26 protein-coding genes and 1 pseudogene are annotated in these 19,975 nt (G+C 70.9%); 23 read left to right on the top strand and 4 right to left on the bottom strand.

The window, feature by feature from the left end; all coding sequences use genetic code 11:
- The 17 genes and pseudogenes from ACWEGE_RS31610 to ACWEGE_RS31530 all read left to right on the top strand — a co-directional run.
- Positions 1 to 121, top strand: a pseudogene (locus ACWEGE_RS31610) (VOC family protein); the annotation flags it as partial.
- 100 nt (positions 122 to 221) lie between these two features.
- Entirely contained in the window at positions 222 to 590 is a 369-nt protein-coding gene (locus tag ACWEGE_RS31605) for a histidine triad nucleotide-binding protein (RefSeq protein ID WP_449664092.1), read from the top strand.
- Positions 591 to 676: 86 nt separating this feature from the next.
- The gene (locus ACWEGE_RS31600; protein WP_449664091.1) at positions 677 to 1,744 is read left to right on the top strand and encodes a PhoH family protein; all 1,068 of its coding nucleotides are present in this window, start codon (positions 677 to 679) and stop codon (positions 1,742 to 1,744) included.
- Positions 1,741 to 2,307 (top strand): rRNA maturation RNase YbeY, encoded by a 567-nt coding sequence (ybeY, locus tag ACWEGE_RS31595; RefSeq protein ID WP_449664090.1) that lies wholly within the window; start codon positions 1,741 to 1,743, stop codon positions 2,305 to 2,307. The genes ACWEGE_RS31600 and ybeY overlap by 4 nt, the downstream gene beginning before the upstream one ends.
- 9 nt (positions 2,308 to 2,316) lie before the next feature.
- The gene (locus ACWEGE_RS31590; protein ID WP_449664089.1) at positions 2,317 to 3,660 is read left to right on the top strand and encodes a hemolysin family protein; all 1,344 of its coding nucleotides are present in this window, start codon (positions 2,317 to 2,319) and stop codon (positions 3,658 to 3,660) included.
- Positions 3,653 to 3,991, top strand: a complete 339-nt coding sequence (locus ACWEGE_RS31585) for a cytidine deaminase (RefSeq protein ID WP_449664088.1) — start codon at positions 3,653 to 3,655, stop codon at positions 3,989 to 3,991. Before ACWEGE_RS31590 ends, ACWEGE_RS31585 begins: the two co-directional genes overlap by 8 nt.
- Positions 3,988 to 4,884, top strand: a complete 897-nt coding sequence (gene era, locus ACWEGE_RS31580) for a GTPase Era (RefSeq protein ID WP_310972441.1) — start codon at positions 3,988 to 3,990, stop codon at positions 4,882 to 4,884. Before ACWEGE_RS31585 ends, era begins: the two co-directional genes overlap by 4 nt.
- A gap of 189 nt (positions 4,885 to 5,073) precedes the next feature.
- Positions 5,074 to 5,442, top strand: coding sequence for a CD225/dispanin family protein (locus ACWEGE_RS31575; RefSeq protein WP_449664087.1), 369 nt, complete (start codon positions 5,074 to 5,076; stop codon positions 5,440 to 5,442).
- A gap of 26 nt (positions 5,443 to 5,468) precedes the next feature.
- On the top strand, positions 5,469 to 5,822 hold the full coding sequence (locus ACWEGE_RS31570; RefSeq protein ID WP_449664086.1) for a CD225/dispanin family protein: 354 nt from the start codon (positions 5,469 to 5,471) through the stop codon (positions 5,820 to 5,822).
- On the top strand, positions 5,819 to 6,271 hold the full coding sequence (locus ACWEGE_RS31565; RefSeq protein WP_449664085.1) for a DUF2752 domain-containing protein: 453 nt from the start codon (positions 5,819 to 5,821) through the stop codon (positions 6,269 to 6,271). The genes ACWEGE_RS31570 and ACWEGE_RS31565 overlap by 4 nt, the downstream gene beginning before the upstream one ends.
- 180 nt (positions 6,272 to 6,451) lie before the next feature.
- On the top strand, positions 6,452 to 7,576 hold the full coding sequence (locus tag ACWEGE_RS31560) for an RDD family protein (protein ID WP_449664084.1): 1,125 nt from the start codon (positions 6,452 to 6,454) through the stop codon (positions 7,574 to 7,576).
- Positions 7,577 to 7,646: 70 nt separating this feature from the next.
- Positions 7,647 to 8,105 (top strand): CD225/dispanin family protein, encoded by a 459-nt coding sequence (locus tag ACWEGE_RS31555; RefSeq protein WP_449664083.1) that lies wholly within the window; start codon positions 7,647 to 7,649, stop codon positions 8,103 to 8,105.
- Between the two features lie 60 nt (positions 8,106 to 8,165).
- Positions 8,166 to 8,966: a DNA repair protein RecO gene (gene recO / locus ACWEGE_RS31550; protein WP_449664082.1), complete on the top strand. Its 801-nt coding sequence runs from the start codon at positions 8,166 to 8,168 to the stop codon at positions 8,964 to 8,966.
- Positions 8,967 to 9,025: 59 nt separating this feature from the next.
- Entirely contained in the window at positions 9,026 to 9,841 is an 816-nt protein-coding gene (locus tag ACWEGE_RS31545) for an isoprenyl transferase (protein ID WP_004560929.1), read from the top strand.
- Complete coding sequence (locus ACWEGE_RS31540) at positions 9,838 to 10,263, top strand: YbjN domain-containing protein (protein ID WP_449664081.1); 426 nt, start codon at positions 9,838 to 9,840, stop codon at positions 10,261 to 10,263. Before ACWEGE_RS31545 ends, ACWEGE_RS31540 begins: the two co-directional genes overlap by 4 nt.
- 126 nt (positions 10,264 to 10,389) lie before the next feature.
- Positions 10,390 to 11,397, top strand: coding sequence for a permease (locus ACWEGE_RS31535; RefSeq protein ID WP_449664102.1), 1,008 nt, complete (start codon positions 10,390 to 10,392; stop codon positions 11,395 to 11,397).
- Positions 11,394 to 12,113, top strand: a complete 720-nt coding sequence (locus ACWEGE_RS31530) for a TIGR03943 family putative permease subunit (protein ID WP_449664080.1) — start codon at positions 11,394 to 11,396, stop codon at positions 12,111 to 12,113. The genes ACWEGE_RS31535 and ACWEGE_RS31530 overlap by 4 nt, the downstream gene beginning before the upstream one ends.
- 153 nt (positions 12,114 to 12,266) lie before the next feature.
- Here the strand turns inward: ACWEGE_RS31530 and ACWEGE_RS31525 are convergent, their stop codons facing one another.
- The 4 genes from ACWEGE_RS31525 to ACWEGE_RS31510 are packed head-to-tail and all read right to left on the bottom strand — an operon-like array spanning position 12,267 to position 13,990.
- Positions 12,267 to 12,728: a transposase gene (locus ACWEGE_RS31525; protein ID WP_449664079.1), complete on the bottom strand. Its 462-nt coding sequence runs from the start codon at positions 12,726 to 12,728 to the stop codon at positions 12,267 to 12,269.
- 40 nt (positions 12,729 to 12,768) lie between these two features.
- Positions 12,769 to 13,176 (bottom strand): transposase, encoded by a 408-nt coding sequence (locus ACWEGE_RS31520; RefSeq protein ID WP_449664078.1) that lies wholly within the window; start codon positions 13,174 to 13,176, stop codon positions 12,769 to 12,771.
- Positions 13,177 to 13,211: 35 nt separating this feature from the next.
- On the bottom strand, positions 13,212 to 13,625 hold the full coding sequence (locus tag ACWEGE_RS31515; RefSeq protein WP_004560925.1) for a Fur family transcriptional regulator: 414 nt from the start codon (positions 13,623 to 13,625) through the stop codon (positions 13,212 to 13,214).
- Positions 13,625 to 13,990, bottom strand: coding sequence for an ArsR/SmtB family transcription factor (locus ACWEGE_RS31510; RefSeq protein WP_449664101.1), 366 nt, complete (start codon positions 13,988 to 13,990; stop codon positions 13,625 to 13,627). Before ACWEGE_RS31510 ends, ACWEGE_RS31515 begins: the two co-directional genes overlap by 1 nt.
- A gap of 264 nt (positions 13,991 to 14,254) precedes the next feature.
- Here ACWEGE_RS31510 and ACWEGE_RS31505 point away from each other — a divergent pair, with 264 nt between their 5' ends.
- From ACWEGE_RS31505 to ACWEGE_RS31480, 6 genes are all read left to right on the top strand, one after another.
- A complete protein-coding gene (locus ACWEGE_RS31505) occupies positions 14,255 to 15,343 on the top strand; it encodes a hypothetical protein (protein ID WP_449664077.1) in 1,089 nt (362 codons plus the stop codon).
- Positions 15,344 to 15,985 carry a class F sortase gene (locus ACWEGE_RS31500; RefSeq protein WP_449664076.1) on the top strand — a complete coding sequence of 214 codons (642 nt, stop codon included), beginning with the start codon at positions 15,344 to 15,346 and terminating at the stop codon, positions 15,983 to 15,985. It begins immediately after the preceding gene.
- Between the two features lie 81 nt (positions 15,986 to 16,066).
- Complete coding sequence (locus tag ACWEGE_RS31495) at positions 16,067 to 16,717, top strand: class F sortase (protein ID WP_449664100.1); 651 nt, start codon at positions 16,067 to 16,069, stop codon at positions 16,715 to 16,717.
- Positions 16,718 to 16,806: 89 nt separating this feature from the next.
- The gene (locus ACWEGE_RS31490; protein WP_449664075.1) at positions 16,807 to 18,195 is read left to right on the top strand and encodes a glycine--tRNA ligase; all 1,389 of its coding nucleotides are present in this window, start codon (positions 16,807 to 16,809) and stop codon (positions 18,193 to 18,195) included.
- A 97-nt stretch (positions 18,196 to 18,292) separates the two neighbouring features.
- A complete protein-coding gene (locus ACWEGE_RS31485) occupies positions 18,293 to 19,225 on the top strand; it encodes an ABC transporter ATP-binding protein (protein WP_449664074.1) in 933 nt (310 codons plus the stop codon).
- Complete coding sequence (locus tag ACWEGE_RS31480; protein ID WP_449664073.1) at positions 19,222 to 19,962, top strand: ABC transporter permease; 741 nt, start codon at positions 19,222 to 19,224, stop codon at positions 19,960 to 19,962. Before ACWEGE_RS31485 ends, ACWEGE_RS31480 begins: the two co-directional genes overlap by 4 nt.
- Positions 19,963 to 19,975: the final 13 nt, after the last annotated feature.

Below are 19,975 nucleotides of genomic sequence, written 5' to 3'. Positions count from 1 at the left end.
CCTCGGCCTGGCCGTGGAGCGGGAGTTCCCCGGCGGCACCGTGTTCTTCCTCGGCCACGGCTCCCTGGAGGTCTCCGGCGCGGGCTGGGGGCGAGCCCCCGGACCCCCCGCGGCTTGGGTGGGTGGTTTGTTGGGTGGGGCGTGTTGCCGGCTCGGCGGCCTTCGGCCTTCTCGCTGGCTGGGTTGGGTGGGGCTTGACGGCGGGTCGATAGGGTGCCTTCATGAGTGAGACTGCTGCTGACACCCTCTTTGAACGGATCATTGGTGGGGAGATCCCCGCTGACGTTGTCTATCAGGATGAGACCACCTTTGCCTTCCGGGATATTCGGCCGCAGGCTCGGGTGCACGTGCTCGTCGTGCCCCGGAAGCGGTACCGGAACGTTGCCGAGCTTGCCGCGGGGGATCCGCGGCTGCTGAGTGATGTCGTCGCCACCGCTCGCAAGGTTGCCGAGCTCGAGGGCATCGTCGAGAGCGGGTACCGGGTTGTCTTCAACACCGATGAAGACGCCGGGCAGACCGTCTTCCACGTGCACGCCCACGTCCTGGGCGGGGAGCCGCTCGGGTTGTTCGGGGCGCCGGAGCAGGACTAGGGAAACCGGCCTGCGTCTTGTCGGTGGGTGCCAGTAGCATCGGTGGGGTCCGATCTCCCTCACCGAGAAAGCAGGCCTGAGGCCACGTGGCCGGAACCGTACCGGGTGGTGCCGCCCGACCCGACGTCCCCGAGGACGTCGCCAAGACCGAGGATGCCTCCGTTCAGGCCGCGCAGTCCCGGTTTCCCATTCCCGACGCCGCCGCACTCAGCCTGCTGGGCTCCCGCGACGAAAACCTGCGGGTCGCCGAGGAGCTCCTGGCCGCCGACGTGCACGTCCGCGGCAACGAGGTCACGCTGACCGGCACCCCCGCCGACGTCGCGTTCGCCGAACGCGTCTTCGCCGAGCTCGTGCAGCTCGCCGGCGGCGGCCAGCAGGTCGGGCCCGACACCGTCCGCCGCACCATCGGCATGCTCTCCACCGGGGACGCCTCGCCGGCCGAGGTCCTCAGCCTCAACATCGTCTCCCGCCGCGGCAAGACCATCCGGCCCAAGACGCTGAACCAGAAGCGGTACGTCGACGCCATCGACAAGCACACCATCGTCTTCGGCATCGGCCCCGCCGGCACCGGCAAGACCTACCTCGCCATGGCGAAAGCCGTCCAGGCCCTGCAGGCCAAGCAGGTCACCCGCATCGTGCTCACCCGCCCGGCCGTCGAAGCCGGCGAGCGCCTCGGCTACCTGCCCGGCACCCTCAACGAGAAGATCGACCCGTACCTGCGGCCGCTCTACGACGCGCTGCACGACATGGTCGAGCCGGAGTCCATCCCGCGGCTCATGCAGGCCGGCACGATCGAGATCGCCCCGCTGGCGTACATGCGCGGCCGCACCCTGAACGACGCCTTCATCATCCTCGACGAGGCCCAGAACACCACGCCCGAGCAGATGAAGATGTTCCTCACCCGCCTCGGCTTCGGCTCCAAGATCGTCGTCACCGGCGACATCACCCAGGTCGACCTGCCCAGCGGGCAGCGCAGCGGCCTGCGCGTCGTGCGCGACATCCTCACCGGCGTCGAAGACCTCCACTTCGCCGAGCTGACCAGCCAGGACGTCGTCCGGCACCGGCTCGTCGCGAGCATCGTCGACGCCTACGAGAAGTGGCAGGCCGTGCAGGACGCCCAGCAGACCGACGGCTGGAAGGGCAACCGGCGTTGAGCATCGAGATCGCCAACGAGTCCGGCGTCAACGTCGACGAGACGTCCATCGTCTCCGCCGCCCGCTACGCCCTCGACAAGATGGAGGTCAGCCCGCTCGCCGAGCTGTCCATCCTCCTCGTCACCCTCGACGTCATGGAAGACCTGCACGAACGCTGGATGGACCTCCCGGGCCCCACCGACGTCATGGCCTTCCCGATGGACGAGCTCGACTCCTCCCGCCGCCCCGACGCGCCCGACGCGTCACCGGCGCTGCTCGGGGACATCGTGCTCTGCCCGGCGTTCGCCAAGGACCAGGCCAAGACCGCCGGCCACGCCCTGATCGACGAGCTGCACCTGCTCACCGTGCACGGCGTGCTCCACCTCCTCGGCTACGACCACGCCGAACCCGCCGAAGAGCGTGAGATGTTCGCGCTCCAGAAGCGCATCCTCGGCGAGTACCAGGACGCCGTCGCCGCCCTGGACAAGCGGGACGCGCAGCGCAGCACCGACGACCGCGTCCTCGGCATCGCCGGGCTCGACGCCCCGGCCGCCGCCGAGCCACCCGCCGGGGAAACGCCCTAGGCGCCAGCCATGGAACAGCTCTTCTTCGCGATCGCGCTCGTCCTCCTGGCGGGCGTGTTCGCGGCGGCGGACGCCGCGATCAGCACCGTCTCGCAAGCCCGGGCCGACGGCCTCGCCCGGCTCGGGCTGCCCGGCGCCCGCCACCTCGCCGCCGTCGTCGCCGAACGGCGGCGCCACATCAACCTGCTGCTGTTGCTCCGGCTCGGCTGCGAACTCACCGCGACCGTGCTGGTCACCGTGTTCGTGGGCACCCGGCTGGCGCCGCTCGGCCTCGCCGTGCTGGTCGCCGCCGTCGTCATGGTCGTGGTCAGCTACGTCCTGATCGGCGTCGGCCCCCGCACCCTCGGCCGTCAGCACCCCTACCGCATCGGCCGGTACGTCGCCGGGCCCGTCCGCGTCCTCGGCTCCGTCCTCGGCCCGCTGTCGCGGCTGCTCATCCTCATCGGTAACGCCATCACCCCCGGCCAGGGCTTCCGCGAAGGCCCGTTCACCTCCGAGGTCGAGCTGCGCGAGCTCGTCGACATGGCCCAGGAACGCGGCGTCGTCGAGGACTCCGAGCGCGAAATGATCCACTCGGTGTTCGAGCTCGGCGACACCGTGGCCCGCGAGGTGATGGTCCCGCGCACCGAGATCGTCTGGATCGAGCGCACCAAGACCGTCCGGCAGGCCCTCGCCCTCGCGCTGCGCACCGGGTTCACCCGGCTGCCGGTGGTCGACGAGTCCGTCGACGACATCGTCGGCGTCGTCAACATCAAGGACCTGATGGCCGGCTACCTCGACCCGGACGGGCCGAGCACGGTCGTCGACTCGGTGATGAACCCGGCGTCCTTCGTCCCCGACTCGAAACGGCTCGACGAGCTGCTCAAAGAGATGCAGCGCTCGCACAACCACATGGCGATCGCCGTCGACGAGTACGGCGGCACGGCGGGCCTGCTGACCATCGAGGACGTCCTCGAGGAGATCGTCGGCGAGATCACCGACGAGTCCGACGCCGACGAACGCCCCGAGGTCGAGGAGCTCGACGGCGGCGCGGTCCGCGTCTCGTCCCGGATGACCGTCGACGACCTGGGCGAACTGTTCGGCATCGACCTCGAAGACCACGACGTGGAGACGGTGGGCGGGCTGCTCGCGGAACGACTGGGTAGGGTCCCGCTGCCGGGGGCCGAAGCCGAGGTCGCCGGCCTTCGGCTGTTCGCCGAAGGGGGCAAGGACCGGCGCGGCCGCATGCGGATCACCTCCGTGGTCGTGCACCCGGCCGATGCCGAGGCCATGACGGACCCCGTCGACCGGACGCGCCGCCGCACGCGCCTGCCCCACCCCGACGAACGCGACAGGAGCGTCGAACATGCCTGACCTCGAGGCCGAGGACCAGAAACTCGTCACGCTGGCCCGGTCCTCGCGCGCCCGCATCCAGGCCCCCGAGGGCGCCGCGGTCCGCGACACCGACGGCCGCACGTATGCCGCGGGCACGGTCGACCAGCCGTCGTTCAAGCTCACCGCGCTCCAAGCCGCGGTCGCCGCCGCCCTGTCCAGCGGCGCCGAGGGCATCGAAGCCGCTGCCGTCGTCAGCGACGAGGGCCTGCTCAAGGGCGCGTCCGTGCACGCGGTCCGCGACATCGCGAAGTACGCGCCGATCATCCTCGCCGCCCCGGACGGCACGGTTCTCGAGGTGCTCGAACGATGACCGAGCACCGTTCCGGTTTCGCCTGCTTCGTCGGCCGGCCCAACGCCGGCAAGTCGACGCTGACCAACGCCCTCGTCGGCACCAAGGTCGCGATCACCTCCAGCAAGCCGCAGACCACCCGGCACGCGATCCGCGGGATCGTCCACCGCGAAGACGCGCAGCTCGTCCTGATCGACACGCCGGGCCTGCACCGTCCGCGCACCCTGCTCGGCGAGCGGCTCAACGACATCGTGCACACGACCTGGTCCGAAGTGGACGTCGTCGGCTTCTGCGTCCCGGCGAACGAGAAGATCGGGCCCGGCGACAAGTTCATCGCCGCCGAGCTGCAGAAGATCGCCAAGCGGACGCCGGTGATCGGCATCGTCACCAAGACCGACCTCGTCCAGCCCCAGCAGGTCGCCGAACAGTTGCTTGCGCTGCAGCAAGTGATGGACTTCGCCGAGCTCGTCCCGGTGTCCGCAGTGGACGGCTTCCAGGTCGGCACCCTGGCCGACCTGCTGGTCCAGCGGCTGCCCGAGGGACCGCAGCTGTACCCGGGCGGCGAGCTCACCGACGAGCCGGAGCAGACGCTGGTCGCCGAGCTGATCCGCGAAGCGGCGCTGGAAGGCGTCCGCGACGAGCTGCCGCACTCGATCGCCGTCACGGTCGAGGAGATGCTGCCCCGCGAAGGCCGCGACGACCTCGTCGACGTGCACGCGTTCCTCTACGTGGAACGGCCCAGCCAGAAGGGGATCATCCTGGGCCACAAGGGCGAACGGCTGCGCGAGGTCGGTGCCACCGCCCGCAAGAACATCGAGGCGCTGCTCGGCTCGAAGGTCTACCTCGACCTGCACATCAAGGTGGCCAAGGAGTGGCAGCGCGACCCCCGTCAGTTACGTCGGCTGGGCTTCTGACCGGCACTTTCCCCGGCGGGGGAGGATCAGCGGAATTCCTGGTCTCGATTCGGTCGCGACGGGACGAAACGCGGGGTGCGCGATGATCGCGCCCCCTACAGTCTCGGCTTCGACCACACCGCGGCCGGTCGGGGCGGCCCGCGGATCCGGTGGTCGTCTGTGGAGCACGACGAAGGGGAACGACCGACCATGAGCGACAGCCAGGGCATGCCCAACTACCCCGGCGACCAGCCGAACCAGCCCGGCGGCCAGCCGAACTACCCCGGTGGGCAGCCGGGCGGTTACCAGCCGGGCCCGCCCCCGAGCAACAACCTCGTGTGGGCCATCCTCACCACGATCCTGTGCTGCCTCCCGTTCGGCGTCGTGTCGATCGTGCAGGCCGCGAAGGTGAACGGCCTGTGGGCGCAGGGCCAGACCGCCGCCGCGCAGGAGGCCGCCAACTCGGCCAAGAAGTGGGCGATCATCTCGGCGGTCGTCGGCGTCGTGTGGATCGTGCTGTGGGTCATCCTGATGATCGCGGGTGTCTTCACGTTCGGCACGACCACACCGCGATACTGACGTAACACAGCAGCAGGAGGATCCCGGTGACCGACCAGTACCCGCCGCCGTACCCGCCCCAGGGCGGGCCCGGCTACGGCTACGGCTATCCGCCGCCGAACCCGTACGGGCCGCCGCCGGACAACAACATGGTGTGGGCCATCCTGAGCACCGTGCTCTGCTGCCTGCCCCTCGGCGTGGTGGCGATCGTGAAGTCCAGCCAGGTGCAGTCGCTCTGGTTCCAGGGCCAGTACGCCGAGGCGCAGAAGGCCGCCGCCGACGCCCGCAAGTGGGCGATGTGGTCGGCCATCACGACCGGGATCCTCCTGCTGCTCTACGTCGTCTTCATCGTGGTGATGATCGTGTTCGTCGGCATGAACGCGAGCAGGCTGACGCCGTGACCACGACCGTCTACACGGGACATCCGGCCCGCGGTGCCAAGGCCAAGCTGCGGGCCCTGAGCGCGCCGATGGCCGTCGTCGCCGGGCTCGGCGCGTGCTGCGCGGTGGTCTGGATCGGCGATCCGACCACCCCCGGCGGCTTCCTGCCCCTCTGCCCGACGAAGGCGCTGCTGGGCATCGACTGCCCGGGCTGCGGCGGCATGCGGATGGCCTACAGCCTGATGCACGGCGACATCCCCGCGGCCCTGCACTACAACGCCGTCTCGTTCGTCGTCGTGCTGCTGATGGTGTGGAGCACGGCCGTGTGGACGCTCGGGCGCCTGCGCGGCCGCGCGATGAACAGCTGGCTCCACTGGAAGTGGACGCCGCTGGTGTTTTCGGTCGTGTTCGTCGTCTGGTTCGTCATCCGCAACCTCCCGTTCGCGCCGTTCACCGGCCTGCGCGTCTGATTTCCGGCCGGCGGGAACCGGGTGTCCGCGGACCGCGTCGGACGGTGTGGGGATTCACCCGGACAGCTGAAGCCTGGGCGGCGAGGCCGAAGGCGAACCGAGTACGCTCCCGCGGACCGGGCCGACGAGGGCGGATCCGTTTCCGCATGTCGGGGAAGTGACCAGCGAGGGGAAGACCCAATGACCGATCCCTACGGGCAGCAGTCCTTCGGGCCGCCGCCCGGTGGCCAGCAGCCGTTCGGCCAGCCGCAGCCGGGGCAGGCGCCGTACGGGCAGCCCGCGCCCTTCGGGCAGCAGGCGCCGTTCGGTCAGCCCGCGCCGTTCGGCCAGCAGGGCAACCCCTTCGGACCGCCGCAGAACTACGCGAGCTGGGGGCAGCGTGCCCTCGGCTGGCTCATCGACATCGGTCCCATCCTCGTGCTGTACCTGATCCTCACCCCGCTCCTGTTCGTCTTCGGGAACGTCGGCTCGCTGTGGGTGCTGGTGGGCGTGCTCGGCTGGCTGGGCCAGCTCGCCTGGACCGTCTACAACCGGTGGATCACGCAGGGCAACACCGGCCAGTCGATGGGCAAGCGGTACGCCAAGATCAAGCTGGTCCGGGAGGACACCGGGCAGCCGGTCGGCCCGGGCATGGCGTTCCTGCGCGACCTGGCGCACGCCGTCGACAGCGCCGTCTGCTACGTCGGCTGGCTGTGGCCGCTGTGGGACGACAAGTCCCAGACCCTCTCCGACAAGATCGTCGGCACGGTCGTGGTCAACGCCGACGAGGCCGCGCCGGGTGGCTTCGGCCAGCCGGGCGGGCAGGCGTTCGCCGGCGGCTTCCCGCCGCCGGGGCAGCAGCCCGGCCAGTTCGGCCAGCCGCCCTCCGGCGGTTTCCCGCAGCAACCCGCGGCCGGTGGCTTCCCGCAGCAGCCGCAGTCCGGTGGCTTCGAGCAGCAGCCCGCGTCCGGCGGTTTCCCGCAGCAGCCGCAGTCCGGTGGCTTCGAGCAGCAACCCGCTCCGGGTGGCTTCGGCCAGCCGCAGCCGGGCGGGTTCGGCCAGCCGCCGTCCCCCGGCGGTTTCGGCGCCCAGCCCCCGCAGCCGGGCGGCTTCGGGCAGCAGCCGCTCGCGCCGCCGCCGGGTGGCGCGTTCGACGAGCAGGCGGAGCGCACCCAGATGCTGCGCCCGGGCTCCGGCGGCGAGACCGCCTTCGACGAGCAGGCCGAGCGCACCCAGATGCTGCGCCCGGACGCCCAGGGCACGCCCGAGGCCACCCAGAAGATCCAGCCGGGCCAGTTCGGCCAGCCGCCGAACGAACAGCGCTGACCTTGTTTCCTTCCCGCACCACCGCCGGAGTCACCCGGCGGAAGCTCACGAATAGTTGGGGTACCACGTCATGACCAATCCCTACGGCCAGCAGCAGCCCTACGGCCAGCAGCCGCAGCAGCCGGGCTACGGCCCGCCGTCCGGCGGCATGCCCGCGCCCTACGGCCAGCAGCCGCCGCCGTACGGGCAGCCCGCGCCGTACGGCCAGCCGCCCACCGGCGGCTTCGGTGCCCCCGGCTACGGCATGCCCGGTGGCGGCGACATCAACGCCATCAAGGACTACAAGGGCTGGGCGATCGGCTGCATCTTCCTCTGCTGGATCCTCGCGATCTTCGCGATCATGAAGTCCAACGAGGTCGGCACGTACAAGATGCAGGGCAACTACGCGATGGCGGAGCAGGCTTCGCGCACCACGAAGACGCTCTGCCTGATCGCCACCATCATCGGCGCGCTGGGCTGCGTGCTGACGATCGTCTGGATCATCATCGCGGCCGTCGCCGCCAGCACCTGCTACGGCTACTACTGCTGATCCTCGTGTTTCCGCGGGGCGCTCCACCCCGGCATCACCCCGAAGTGGGACGATGTCGGGGTGGTGAACCTCTACCGCGACACCGGGGTGGTGTTGCGCACGCACAAGCTGGGTGAGGCCGACCGGATCGTCACCCTGCTGAGCCGCCGGCACGGCAAGGTCCGCGCCGTGGCGAAGGGCGTGCGGCGCACCTCGTCGCGCTTCGGGGCCCGGCTGGAGCCGTTCGGCCACGTCGACGTGCAGTTCTACACCGGGCGCACGCTCGACGTCATCACCCAGGTCGAGACCGTCGACGCGTTCCAGGTGCCGCTGGTCGCCGACTACCAGCGCTACACCGCGGCCAGCGCGATCGCCGAAACCGCGGACCGGCTCTCGGCCGAAGAGGGCGAGCCGGTGCTCAAGCTGTACCTCCTCGTCGTCGGGGCGCTGCGGGCGCTGGCCGAGGGGGAGCGCGATTCCTCCTTGGTGCTCGACGCGTTCCTGCTGCGCGCGATGTCCTACGCCGGGTGGGCGCCCGCGCTCACCGAGTGCGCCCGCTGTGGCCTTCCGGGCCCGCACGTCGCCTTCAGCGTCTCCGCCGGCGGCTCGATGTGCTCCGACTGCCGCGTCCCCGGTTCCGTGCACCCCGCGCCCGAGGTCCTGGACCTGCTCACGGCCCTGCTGCACGGCGAGTGGCCGATGGCCGAGGCGACCCTGCCGGGCACCCGCCGCGACGCGAGCGGCCTGGTCGCGGCGCACCTGCAGTGGCACCTGGAGCGGCAGCTCCGGTCCCTTCCGCTGGTCGAGCGACGCGCCCGGGAAGCGGCTGTGCCGTCCGGAGCTTCGTCGCGGGGCTCCGCCACCCCAACCCCCGACAGGTAGGTGCTGCCCGGGCAGTAGGGTCGGGCCTGACCGGTTTCACCCATCCAGGGAGGCTCGCAGTGCTGCGCAGGGGACGCGAGAACAAGGCGTCGCGGTACGAGCTGCGGGCCCCGGATCCGCACCCGTCGGGCGCGAAACCGCCGGAAATCCCGCGCGAGCTGGTGCCCAAGCACGTCGCGCTGGTCATGGACGGCAACGGCCGCTGGGCCAACCAGCGCGGCCTGCCGCGGATCGAAGGCCACAAGCGCGGCGAAGCGGTGATGATCGACGTCGCCAGCGGCGCGGTCGAGCTCGGCGTCAAATGGCTCTCGGTGTACGCGTTCTCGACCGAGAACTGGAAGCGCAGCCCCGAAGAGGTGCGGTTCCTGATGGGCTTCAACCGCGACACCATCCGCCGCCAGGTCGACTACCTCGGCTCGATCGGCGTGCGCATCCGCTGGGCCGGGCGGCGGCCGAAGCTGTGGGCGTCGGTGATCAAGGAGCTGCAGGCGGCCGAGGAGAAGACCAAGCACAACACGGCGCTGAACATGACCATGTGCGTCAACTACGGCGGCCGGGCCGAGCTGGGTGACGCGATGCAGCGGATCGCGCAGGACGTCGCCGCCGGGAAGCTGGACCCCGGCAAGGTGAACGAGAAGACCATCGGGAAGTACCTGTACCAGCCCGAGATGCCGGACGTGGACCTGTTCCTGCGGCCTTCGGGCGAGCAGCGGACGTCGAACTTCCTGCTGTGGCAGTCGGCCTACGCCGAAATGGTGTACCAGGACACGCTGTTCCCGGACTTCGACCGGACCCACCTGTGGCGGGCCTGCCTGGAATTCGCGAAGCGGGATCGCCGCTTCGGCGGCGCGGTCGACCAGGCGGCTTCTTCGTGAGCGCCACGGAAGCGGTGGAAACCGCGGAGCTGCTGACCCGCGCCCGCGAGGCGCTGGAGCGCTACCTCGAGGTGCACGTCGACGACGACGGCGCGCTGACGTTCTCCCACGGCGGGGTGCCGTGCGTGATCCAGGCGACCCGGCTCGGCGAGGGCCTCACGGTGCTCACGCTGACCTGCGTGGTCGGCTGGGACCTCGCGGACGAGCCGTCGCTTTCGGTCGCCGTCGCCGAGCGGGCGGGGCAGGGGCTGTTCGGGACGCTCGGGGTCGGGCATTCGGACAACGGCGTCGACGTCACGCTGCGGTACGCCTTCCCGGCGGCGGGGCTGGACGCGGCCGCGCTCGGGACGTTGCTGATGCTGGTGGTCTCGACGGCTTCGCAGCTGCGGACCGATTTGCCCGGAATCGGGCTCGGCGACTGACCCGTCCGGGGTGGATTTTCCGCCGCGAACGGAGGATTCGGTACCGAAACGGACCGTGATCCTCCGTTCGCGGCCCGTGCGGGTCTCCTCCTGTCGGACGGTCCTGGCATCATCGCCTTCGTGAACATCGTTTCCGACACCGAGGCCGAGCCCGGCCGGCGCACCCGCCGGTTCCGGATCAGCTCGGTCGAAGTGCTGTGCGCGATCCTGCTGATCGCGATCCTCGCCCAGGGCCGGCTGCAGCAGCTGTTCGACGTGCCGGCGTTGCGCACCGGCTCGACCGTGTTCGTCGCGGTGTGCGTGCAGGCGCTGCCCTTCCTCGTGCTGGGCGTGTTGATCAGCGGGGCCATCGCGGCTTTCGTGCCGGCACGCGTGCTGGAGAAGGTGCTGCCCCGCCGCGCCGGCGCGGCCGTCGGCGTCGCCGGGCTGGCCGGGGTCGCGCTGCCGGGGTGTGAATGCGCGTCGGTGCCGGTGGCCCGGCGGCTGATGGGGCAGGGGGTGGCGCCGGCCGCGGCGCTGACGTTCCTGCTCGCGGCGCCGGCGGTGAACCCGGTGGTGCTGGTGGCGACCGCGGTGGCGTTCCCCGGCAAGCCGGAGATGGTGCTGGCCCGTTTCGCCGGCTCACTGGCCACGGCGATGGCGATGGGCTGGCTGTGGGCCCGCTGGGGCAAGCTGGAGTGGATCACCGAACGAGCGCTGCGGCGGCTGCCGGACGTGGCGGGCGGTCAGCGGTGGCGGGTCTTCGCCGAAACAGCGCGCACGGACCTGGTGGAGGCGGGCGGTTTCCTGGTGCTGGGGGCGTTGATTTCGTCGGCGCTGAACGTCCTGGTGCCGGCCCGCTGGTTCGGCGTGCTGGGTGACCAGCTGGTGCTGGGCGTGGTGGTGCTGGCGGTGCTGGCGGTGGTGCTGGCGCTGTGCAGCGAGGCGGACGCGTTCGTGGCGGCGTCGCTGACGGCGTTGCCCCTGCTGCCGAAGCTGGTGTTCCTGGTGGTGGGCCCGGCGATCGACGTGAAGCTGTTCGCGTTGCAGGCGGGCACGTTCGGCCGCGCGTTCGCGGTGCGGTTCGCACCGGTGACGTTCGTGGTGGCAGTGGCCTGCGCGCTGGGGGCCGGATTCCTGGTGGGGGTCGCGTGAAGCGGGAAACCCAGAACATCCTGCTGATCCTGCTCGGCGGGGCGCTGGTCAAGATCGCGGCCAACGGCGACTACCTGAGGTACGTCAAACCGGCGCAGCAGCCGTGGATCATCGCCGGCGGTGCGGTGATGGTGCTGCTGGGCGCCGTCGCGATCGTGCGGGATCTGGTGGCGTCGCGGAAGGCCGTCGCCCACGAGCACGACGGCCACGCACACTCGGCCCGGCCCGCGTGGCTGCTGCTGGTGCCGGTGCTGGCGGTGTTCCTGATCGCCCCGCCGGCACTGGGCGCGGACTCGGTGATCCGCACGGAAGCGCGCGCCCCGTCGACCGCGGCGGCGGCCAACGCCGCGGCGTTCCCCCCACTGCCGGCGGGCAACGTGGTGCCGTTGACGGTGAACGAGTTCGTCACCCGCGCGGGCTGGGACTCGGCCGGCACGTTGAACGACCGCACGGTCTCCCTGACCGGGTTCGTGGTGCACACCGACGGCAGCACACTCCTGGCCCGCTTGGTGATCAGCTGCTGCGCGGCGGACGCCTTCCCGGTGACGGTCCGCCTCCGCGGCGGCGAAGCCGACCACCTGGCCAGCGACGCGTGGATCCAGGTCACGGGCAAGGTGGTCCCGGGCACGGCCACCAAGGACAACAGCTACACCCCGGACTTCGCCCCCGCCTCGGTCACGCCGGTCCCGGCCCCCAAAGACCCTTACGAGTACTGACATCCCCGTACCCAGCCGGACGACACGCGTACGCAGGCGGACGACACGCGTACGCAGGCGGACGACACGGGCGGAACGAGCGCCTGGCGTCGTGTCGTCCGCCTGGGTACGCGAGTCGTCCGTTCAGGTACGCGTGTCGTCCGTTGGGGTGCGCTAGGGCGTGTCTGACAAAGCCTTGGTCCATGTGATCACCGCATGGAGGACGACCGCTGATCGGTAGACGATGGCGAGCTTGTCGTAGCGAGTGGCCAGGCCACGCCATTGTTTGAGCAGGTTGAACCGTCGTTCGACGACGTTGCGACCGCGGTAGTCGACCGGGTCGAATGCGGGCGGGCGGCCGCCGCGGGAGCCGCGGCGTTGGCGGTGCCCGGCCTGGTCAGCCGGTTCGGGGATTACCGCGGTGATGCCGCGGTCGCGCAAATGCCCACGGATCGCCCTCGAGGAGTAGGCCTTGTCGCCGCGGACGCGGTCGGGCCGGGTGCGGGCTCGACCACGTCCAGATCGAGGGACGCGCAGGTGTCGCATGAGGTGCAGGAACATCGGTGCGTCGCCGGCCTGACCGGGGCCGACCAGAATCACCAGCGGCCGGCCGTTCCCGTCGACGAGATGGTGCACCTTCGTGCTCCATCCGCCGCGGGAACGGCCGATCGCATGATCAGGCGGCTCGCTCAGCAGATCCGTGTAGTTCGACCCAGCCCCCTGTGGGACGGGTGATGTTCGTGGCGTGCTGATGCGCTCGGGCAATCGTCGAGTCCACCGACACCGACCAATTCACCAGGCCTGACGCGTCAGCTCCGGCCAACAGCCGCTGCAGCACCGTGTCCCACGTTCCGTCGCCGGCCAGTCGGCGGTGCCAGGTCCAGATCGTCTGCCACGGACCGAACACCGCCGGCACATCGCGCCACGCGATCCCGCACCGATACCGGTAGATGATCCCCTCGACCATCGCCCGCGCATCGGAGAACGGCCTGCCTCGCTTGCCAGTACGAACCGGAAGCAGGTCCTCGATCAATGCCCACTGCTCATCGGAGAGCAACCGAAACCGCGACACAACCAGCAGCATCCCAGCAACCAACCGAGATATTTGTCAGACACGCCCTAGTGCTCGGCGCAGGTGCCGGTGATCTCCACGGTGTGCGAGATCTCCGAAAAACCGTGCTCGGCCGCGATCTTCTCCGCCCAGCGCTCGACCGCCGGCCCTTCGACCTCCACCGTGCGGCCGCACAGGCGGCAGACCAGGTGATGGTGGTGGTGCGCCGAACACCGGCGGTAGATCGCCTCGCCCGAATCCGTGCGCAGCACGTCGATCTCGCCGGCCTCCGACAGCGACTGCAGCGTGCGGTACACCGTCGTCAGGCCGATTCCGTCGCCGCGTTTGCGCAGCTCGTCGTGGAGTTCCTGGGCCGAACGGAAGTCGTCGATCGTGCTGAGCAGCTCGACGACCGCGGCCCGCTGCCGGGTGGATCGGCGCCCGGGCACCGGGGCCTGGCTGCGCGACGGGGCCGTGTTCATCACTTTCCTTCCTGCACGTGGGCGACGGCGTCGACCACGATGTGCGCCAGGTGGTCGTCGGCGAGCCGGTAGACGACCTCGCGGCCGCGGCGCTCGCCCTGGACCACCCCGGCCGTCTTCAGCACCCGCAGGTGCTGGCTGATCAGCGGCTGGGCGACGTCGAGGGCGTCCACCAGCTCGTGCACGCACCGGTCGGCCGCCCGCAGCTGCAGCACGATCGCGATCCGGACCGGGGCCGCCAGCGCGCGCAGCAGGTCGCCCGCGTCGGTCAGCACCGACTGCGGAGGGCGGGCCGGGGAGCCGTCGGCCGCCGGGGTGCAGTCCGCGAGCGCCGGCTGGGCGCCACTCCCGGTGACCGTCGCCATTCCCGCCTCCCACGCTGCCGCGACCATGAATTCCGTAGTCATTGCCGATAACGGCCCCGCCCATCCTAGTGTTCCCCCGTCCGAGACCCTCGCCTCGGCGTGGAGCTGCGGGGTACGGCCGGTCGTATTACCCCGAACGGGTGAGTTCGTGGGATATTGGCCCTGCGGCTTCGCATGTCGTGGCCGACGGTGCAAGGTTGTCGCGGAGCGTTTTCGCCGTGACCTGGACGCCGGCGATCGTCCCGAGCCGAGCAGTGGGGAGACATGACGCGTTTCGTGACGAAGGCAGCCGCACTGGCGGCCGCGGTGTTCCCGCTGGTCGGCGTGGGTGTCGCCGGCGCGCAGACCCAGGCCGTCGACGAGAAGACCGGCCCGGTCTCGTTCGCGAACATCGCGTCGGTGCGGATCGGGGACGAGGGCCGGCGCGGCGGGGCCCTGATCACCGAAACGCAACGATCCCCGCTGCTGCCCGGCCAGTCGAAGCTCGGCGAGGACCGCGTCTCGGTGCCCAAGGACGACGGCGAGCGCGCCACCTTCGGCGGCCACTACCAGATCGACCTCGGCCGCTACAGCGCGTCACAGAACCCGTACCCGCCGGGCGTGGCGAGCCGGGACCACAACGTCTTCGCCGCGCTGCAGGCCACCACCGTGCCCACCGCCACCGCGGAGACGAACTACGCGCTGCGGGACAACTGGCAGGGCGGTACCAAGCCGGCCGACAACACCGTGCTCGTGCTGGAAGGCGCCAAGACGTCGGTGGACTGCACCGGCCCGGCGAAACTTTCCTCGGCGAGTGCGGTGGCCCGGCTGTGGGTGCGCCAGGCGGGCGGCGCGCTCGGCATCGTCCCGGTGCCGGGCGGCAACGCCGGTCTCGAGCTGAAGAACCTGCGGCTCGGCCCGCCCGGCGACATCACGGACGCCGATCCGGCGACCACCGTCTCCGACCTCAGGCTGATCCGGGTCGCCGCCTTCGACCAGCTGATCCGCCAGGACGGCTGGCGCGCGGGCGACCACACCGCGGTGGCCGGGTGGCGGGTCGAGATCACCACCCACGTCAAGGACGCGCAGGGCGCGGCGCTGCAGGACGTGAAGACGAACATCGTGCTCGGCGGGGTCAGCTGCTCGATCCCGAAGGGGTTCGTCGCGAAGGCCGGCGGGCCGGCCGGTGGCACGAGCGCCACGCAGCCCGCGGTGCCGACGCAGGTCCCGGCCGGGTACCTGGGCGCGGCCGCCCCGGCGACCGACGGTGACGGCTCCCGCGTGCCGCTCGGCATCGGCCTGCTCTTCGGCGGCGTCTTCTTCGCCACCGTCGCCCTGCTGCTCGGCAGGCGGCGCAAGAGCGGGACGGACTAGGTGCTGCGCACCGCGCTGGCCGCCGTTTCGGCGGCGCTGGCCGTGGCCGCTTTCGCGGCCGGGATCGTCGTGCTGACCTGGCTGCCACCGTCGGCCGCGCCGGCCGTGGCGGCCCCGCCGCCGGGCACGCTGCCGGGCGAGAACGCGGCCCCGGCCGTCCTCCCCGCCGACAGCGAATCAGCCGCGCAGCAGCGGCCGGGCACGGTCCGGCTGCCCGACGGCGCCACCGCCCGCCTGGTCCGCACCGAGCTCACCGACACGGGCGTGCTGCCGATCCCGCGCGGCCTCGGCGACGCGGCCTGGTGGGGCGCCAAGCTGGGCGCGGCCCAGGGCGCCGCCCTGCTGTCCGGCCACGTCAACTGGGAGGGCCGGCGGGGGCCGTTCGACGAGCTGTGGCGCATGCGCGCGGGCGACGAGGTCAGCGTCGTCGACGCCCGCGGCGGCCGGTGGGTCTACCGCGTCGACGACATCGTGACGCTGCCGAAGGAGGCGTTGCCCGCCCAGGCCGCCCGATGGTTCGCGCAGGACGGCCCGCACCGGCTCGTGCTGGTGACCTGCGGCGGCGACTACGTCGGCGGCACCGAGGGCTACGACGAGAACCGCCTGGTCACCGCCCGGCTGGTGACCCGCCCCACCGGGTGATCGGGTTTCGCTGCAACCTCCCGCGCCCTTCGCGGCATGCCTGTCTTCGCACTGGCCATGACAGCGAAGGAGCACGAGCCCATGCAGGAGCAGAACCCGGAGCCGAAGAAGGGCTCCGGCCGCTGGTGGATCGTCGGCGTCGCCGGGGCGTTCGTGGTCGCGGCGCTCGTCGCCACCCTGCTCGTGTTCACCGGAAAGGATGAACCCGCCGGCGCGAACAGAGTCGGGACGCCCGTCCCGGCCGCGAACCAGCCGGCTCCGCAAGGCAGCCCGCCGGACACCGGCAAGGCGCCGGCGCAGCTGGCCCTGCCCGGCGGCGGCACCGCGAAGCTCATCGAGGAGGACCTCGATGCCGCGGGGGCGCTGAAGATCCCGGAGGGCCTCGACGAGGCCGCCTGGTGGGGCGCGAAACTGGGCGCCGACCACGGTGTCGCGCTGCTGTCCGGGCACGTGAACTGGAAGGGCAAGAAGGGGCCGTTCGACGAGCTCTGGCGGGTCAAGCAGGGGCAGGAGGTCAAGCTGACCGACGCCGCGGGCGGCGCGTGGGTGTACCGGATCGACGCCACCGAGACCGTGCACAAGTCGGACCTGGCCGGCCGCTCGGAGCAGCTGTTCGACCCCGACGGGCCGCACAAGCTGCTGCTCGTCACCTGCGGCGGCGAGTACGTCGGCGGCAGCGAGGGCTACGAGGACAACCGCGTCGTGACGGCGTCGCTGGTGTCGCGGCCGTAGGCTCACCTGCGCGAAAACGGCTGGGCCCCGGCGGATACCCTGGACGTTCCAGTCCTGAACCGTCCCCGCAAGCTTTTTCGGAGCGTGGAGTGCCCACGAACACCATTGAAAAGATCACCAGCCTGTGCAAACGCCGTGGTTTCGTCTTCGCCAGCGGAGAGATCTACGGCGGCACCCGCTCCGCGTGGGACTACGGGCCGCTCGGGGTCGAGCTCAAGGACAACATCAAGCGCCAGTGGTGGAAGACCGTCGTCCAGGGCCGCGACGACGTCGTCGGCCTCGACTCGTCGGTGATCCTGCCGCGTGAGGTCTGGGTCGCCTCGGGGCACGTGAACGTGTTCACCGATCCGCTGATCGAGTGCCTGTCGTGCCACAAGCGGTTCCGCGCCGACCAGCTCGCCGAGGAGTTCGCGGCGCGCACCGGCAAAGAGACCAGCGAGGACGACCTGTCCGAGGTGCCGTGCCCGAACTGCGGCACGCGCGGCAAGTACACCGCGCCGCGGGACTTCAACATGATGCTGAAGACCTACCTCGGCCCGGTGGAGTCCGAAGAAGGCCTGGCCTACCTCCGTCCGGAGACCGCGCAGGGCATCTTCGTGAACTTCTCCAACGTCCAGCAGACGACGCGGAAGAAGCCGCCGTTCGGCATCGGCCAGATCGGCAAGTCCTTCCGCAACGAGATCACGCCGGGCAACTTCATCTTCCGGACGCGCGAGTTCGAGCAGATGGAGATGGAGTTCTTCGTCGAGCCGGGCGAGGACGAGCGCTGGCACCAGTACTGGATCGACGAGCGCACGAAGTGGTACACGGATCTCGGCATCAAGGCCGACAACCTGCGCCACTACGAGCACCCGAAGGAAAAGCTCTCGCACTACGCGAAGCGCACCGTCGACATCGAGTACCGGTTCTCGTTCAACGCGGGGCAGGAGTGGGGCGAGCTGGAGGGCATCGCCAACCGCACCGACTTCGACCTGACGACGCACTCGAACCACTCGGGCCAGGACCTGTCGTTCTTCGACCAGGCCTCGGGCCAGCGGTACCGGCCGTTCGTCATCGAGCCGGCCGCGGGTGTCGGGCGCTCGATGATGGCGTTCCTGATCGACTCCTACGTCGAGGAAGAGGTGCCGAACGCCAAGGGCGGCACGGACATCCGCGTGGTGCTCAAGCTCGACCCGCGGCTTTCGCCGTTCAAGGTCGCGGTGCTGCCGCTCTCGCGCAACGCCGACCTGACCCCGAAGGCGAAGGAGGTCGCCGCGACGCTGCGCAAGCACTGGAACGTCGACTTCGACGACGCCCAGGCGATCGGCCGCCGCTACCGCCGCCAGGACGAGATCGGCACGCCGTACTGCGTCACGGTCGACTTCGACTCGCTCGAGGACCAGGCCGTGACCGTGCGCGAGCGCGACACGATGTCGCAGGAGCGGATCGCGATCGACAAGCTCGAGTCCTACCTGGCGGCCCGCCTCATCGGCTGCTGACCCACCCCGGACGGCCCGGGCACCCCTGACACCTGTCACGGCCAAGACGTGACGCACGATCCGGGGACCCGGGCCTTCCGGGCGGCAGCCTGGGGGCATGCGAGAAACAGACAGCCAGGCGGTGGCGGCGGGGGCCGCGATCCACCTCACCGGCCTGCGCAAGCACTACGGCGAAGTCCACGCGGTCGACGGCGTCGACCTGACGATCGCCCCGGGCGAAGTGGTCGCCCTGCTCGGCCCCAACGGCGCGGGCAAGTCCACCACCGTCGACATGATCCTCGGCCTGACCAGCCCCGGCGCCGGTGACGTGCGCGTGTTCGGCCGCAAGCCGATCGACGCCGTCCGGGCCGGCCTGATCGGCGCGATGCTGCAGGGCGGCGCCCTGATGGACGACCTGACCGTCGGGGAGACCGTCGGCATGGTCGCGGCCCTGCACCGCAAGCCGATGCCGGTGGCCGAGGCCCTGCGCGCGGCCGGCGTCGAGGAGCTGGCCGGCCGTCGCGCGAACAAGCTCTCCGGCGGGCAGAAGCAGCGCGTCCGCTTCGCCGTCGCCCTGGTCAGCCGTCCCGACCTGCTGATCCTCGACGAGCCCACGGCGGCGATGGACGTCGGCACCCGGCGTGAGTTCTGGCAGTCGATGTACTCCTTCACCGAGTCCGGGCGCACGGTCCTGTTCGCCACGCACTACCTCGAAGAGGCCGAGGAGTTCGCCGACCGGGTGGTGCTGATGCGCCGCGGCCGGATCGTCGCCGACGGCAGCGTCGCCGAGGTCCGCGCGCTGGCCGGCGGCCGCACCCTGCGCGCCGCCGTCCCGGGCGCCACCGAAGCGGTCATCGCCGCGCTGCCCGGCGTCAAGGAGTTCGAGCTGCGCGGCGACCGCGTGGCGATCTCCAGCGCCGACTCCGACGCCACGCTCTGGGCGCTCAAGGCCGCGGTGCCGGCCGTGCACGACGTCGAAATCAGCGCCGTCGGCCTCGAAGGCGCCTTCCTGTCCCTGACCGCCGACGAGACCGCGGAGCCCGTGCGATGAACGCCACCTACCTGCTCACCGAGATCCGCCGGAACTTCCGGGCGCCCCGGTTCCTGATCTTCGTCGTGGCCTTCCCGGTCTTGATGTTCCTGTTGCAGGCCAACGTCTTCACCAAGACCTCCGATCCGGACCACGCGCAGATCGCGGCCGTGATCATGATCAACATGATGACGTTCGGCGTCTTCGCCGCGGCCACCAACAGCGGCGCCCGGCTCGCTCTGGAACGCGCCGTCGGCTGGCAGCGCCAGCTGCGCCTGACGCCGCTGACCGGCACCGGCTACCTGGCCGGCAAGGGGATTTCCGGGATGCTCGTCGGGCTGCCCGCGCTGGTCCTGGTGCCGCTGCTCGGCGTGCTGGCCGAGGGCGTGCACGTCGACGGGACCGGCTGGGTCCGGATCTTCGCCGGCATCTGGCTCGGCACGATCCCGCTGGTGCTGCTGGGGCTGCTGCTCGGCCAGTTCGGCACGCCGGACTCGATGCAGCCGATCAACATGCTCGTCACGCTCGGCATGGGGTTCCTGGGCGGGCTGTGGATCCCGATCGAGTCGATGCCCGGCTGGATGCACGACGTCGCCCAGATCATGCCGACCTACTGGGTCCTGCAGGTCGCGCGGCCCGCGGTGACCAGCGACATGGTGGTCTCGCTGCCGACGGCGGCCGGCGTGCTCGGTGCGTGGACGGTGGTGCTCGGGGCACTGGTGATCAGGCGTTACCGTAAAGACAGCGCCCGCGTCTGAGGGCCGGAGGGGA

The organism is Amycolatopsis sp. NPDC004747, assembly GCF_053601335.1.
The sequence above is the reverse complement of the archived record's forward strand: the minus strand, read 5'-3'. Positions and strand labels throughout refer to the sequence as shown.

Bases quoted from the DNA above. Each gene is read 5' to 3' on its own strand.
- ACWEGE_RS31605 (WP_449664092.1), top strand. From the start codon at position 222: ATGAGTGAGACTGCTGCTGACACCCTCTTTGAACGGATCATTGGTGGG.
- ACWEGE_RS31590 (WP_449664089.1), top strand. From the start codon at position 2,317: ATGGAACAGCTCTTCTTCGCGATCGCGCTCGTCCTCCTGGCGGGCGTG.
- ACWEGE_RS31585 (WP_449664088.1), top strand. From the start codon at position 3,653: ATGCCTGACCTCGAGGCCGAGGACCAGAAACTCGTCACGCTGGCCCGG.
- era (WP_310972441.1), top strand. From the start codon at position 3,988: ATGACCGAGCACCGTTCCGGTTTCGCCTGCTTCGTCGGCCGGCCCAAC.
- ACWEGE_RS31575 (WP_449664087.1), top strand. From the start codon at position 5,074: ATGAGCGACAGCCAGGGCATGCCCAACTACCCCGGCGACCAGCCGAAC.
- ACWEGE_RS31560 (WP_449664084.1), top strand. From the start codon at position 6,452: ATGACCGATCCCTACGGGCAGCAGTCCTTCGGGCCGCCGCCCGGTGGC.
- ACWEGE_RS31555 (WP_449664083.1), top strand. From the start codon at position 7,647: ATGACCAATCCCTACGGCCAGCAGCAGCCCTACGGCCAGCAGCCGCAG.
- ACWEGE_RS31520 (WP_449664078.1), bottom strand. From the start codon at position 13,176: ATGCTGCTGGTTGTGTCGCGGTTTCGGTTGCTCTCCGATGAGCAGTGG.
- ACWEGE_RS31515 (WP_004560925.1), bottom strand. From the start codon at position 13,625: ATGAACACGGCCCCGTCGCGCAGCCAGGCCCCGGTGCCCGGGCGCCGA.
- ACWEGE_RS31510 (WP_449664101.1), bottom strand. From the start codon at position 13,990: ATGGCGACGGTCACCGGGAGTGGCGCCCAGCCGGCGCTCGCGGACTGC.
- ACWEGE_RS31505 (WP_449664077.1), top strand. From the start codon at position 14,255: ATGACGCGTTTCGTGACGAAGGCAGCCGCACTGGCGGCCGCGGTGTTC.
- ACWEGE_RS31495 (WP_449664100.1), top strand. From the start codon at position 16,067: ATGCAGGAGCAGAACCCGGAGCCGAAGAAGGGCTCCGGCCGCTGGTGG.
- ACWEGE_RS31485 (WP_449664074.1), top strand. From the start codon at position 18,293: ATGCGAGAAACAGACAGCCAGGCGGTGGCGGCGGGGGCCGCGATCCAC.
- ACWEGE_RS31480 (WP_449664073.1), top strand. From the start codon at position 19,222: ATGAACGCCACCTACCTGCTCACCGAGATCCGCCGGAACTTCCGGGCG.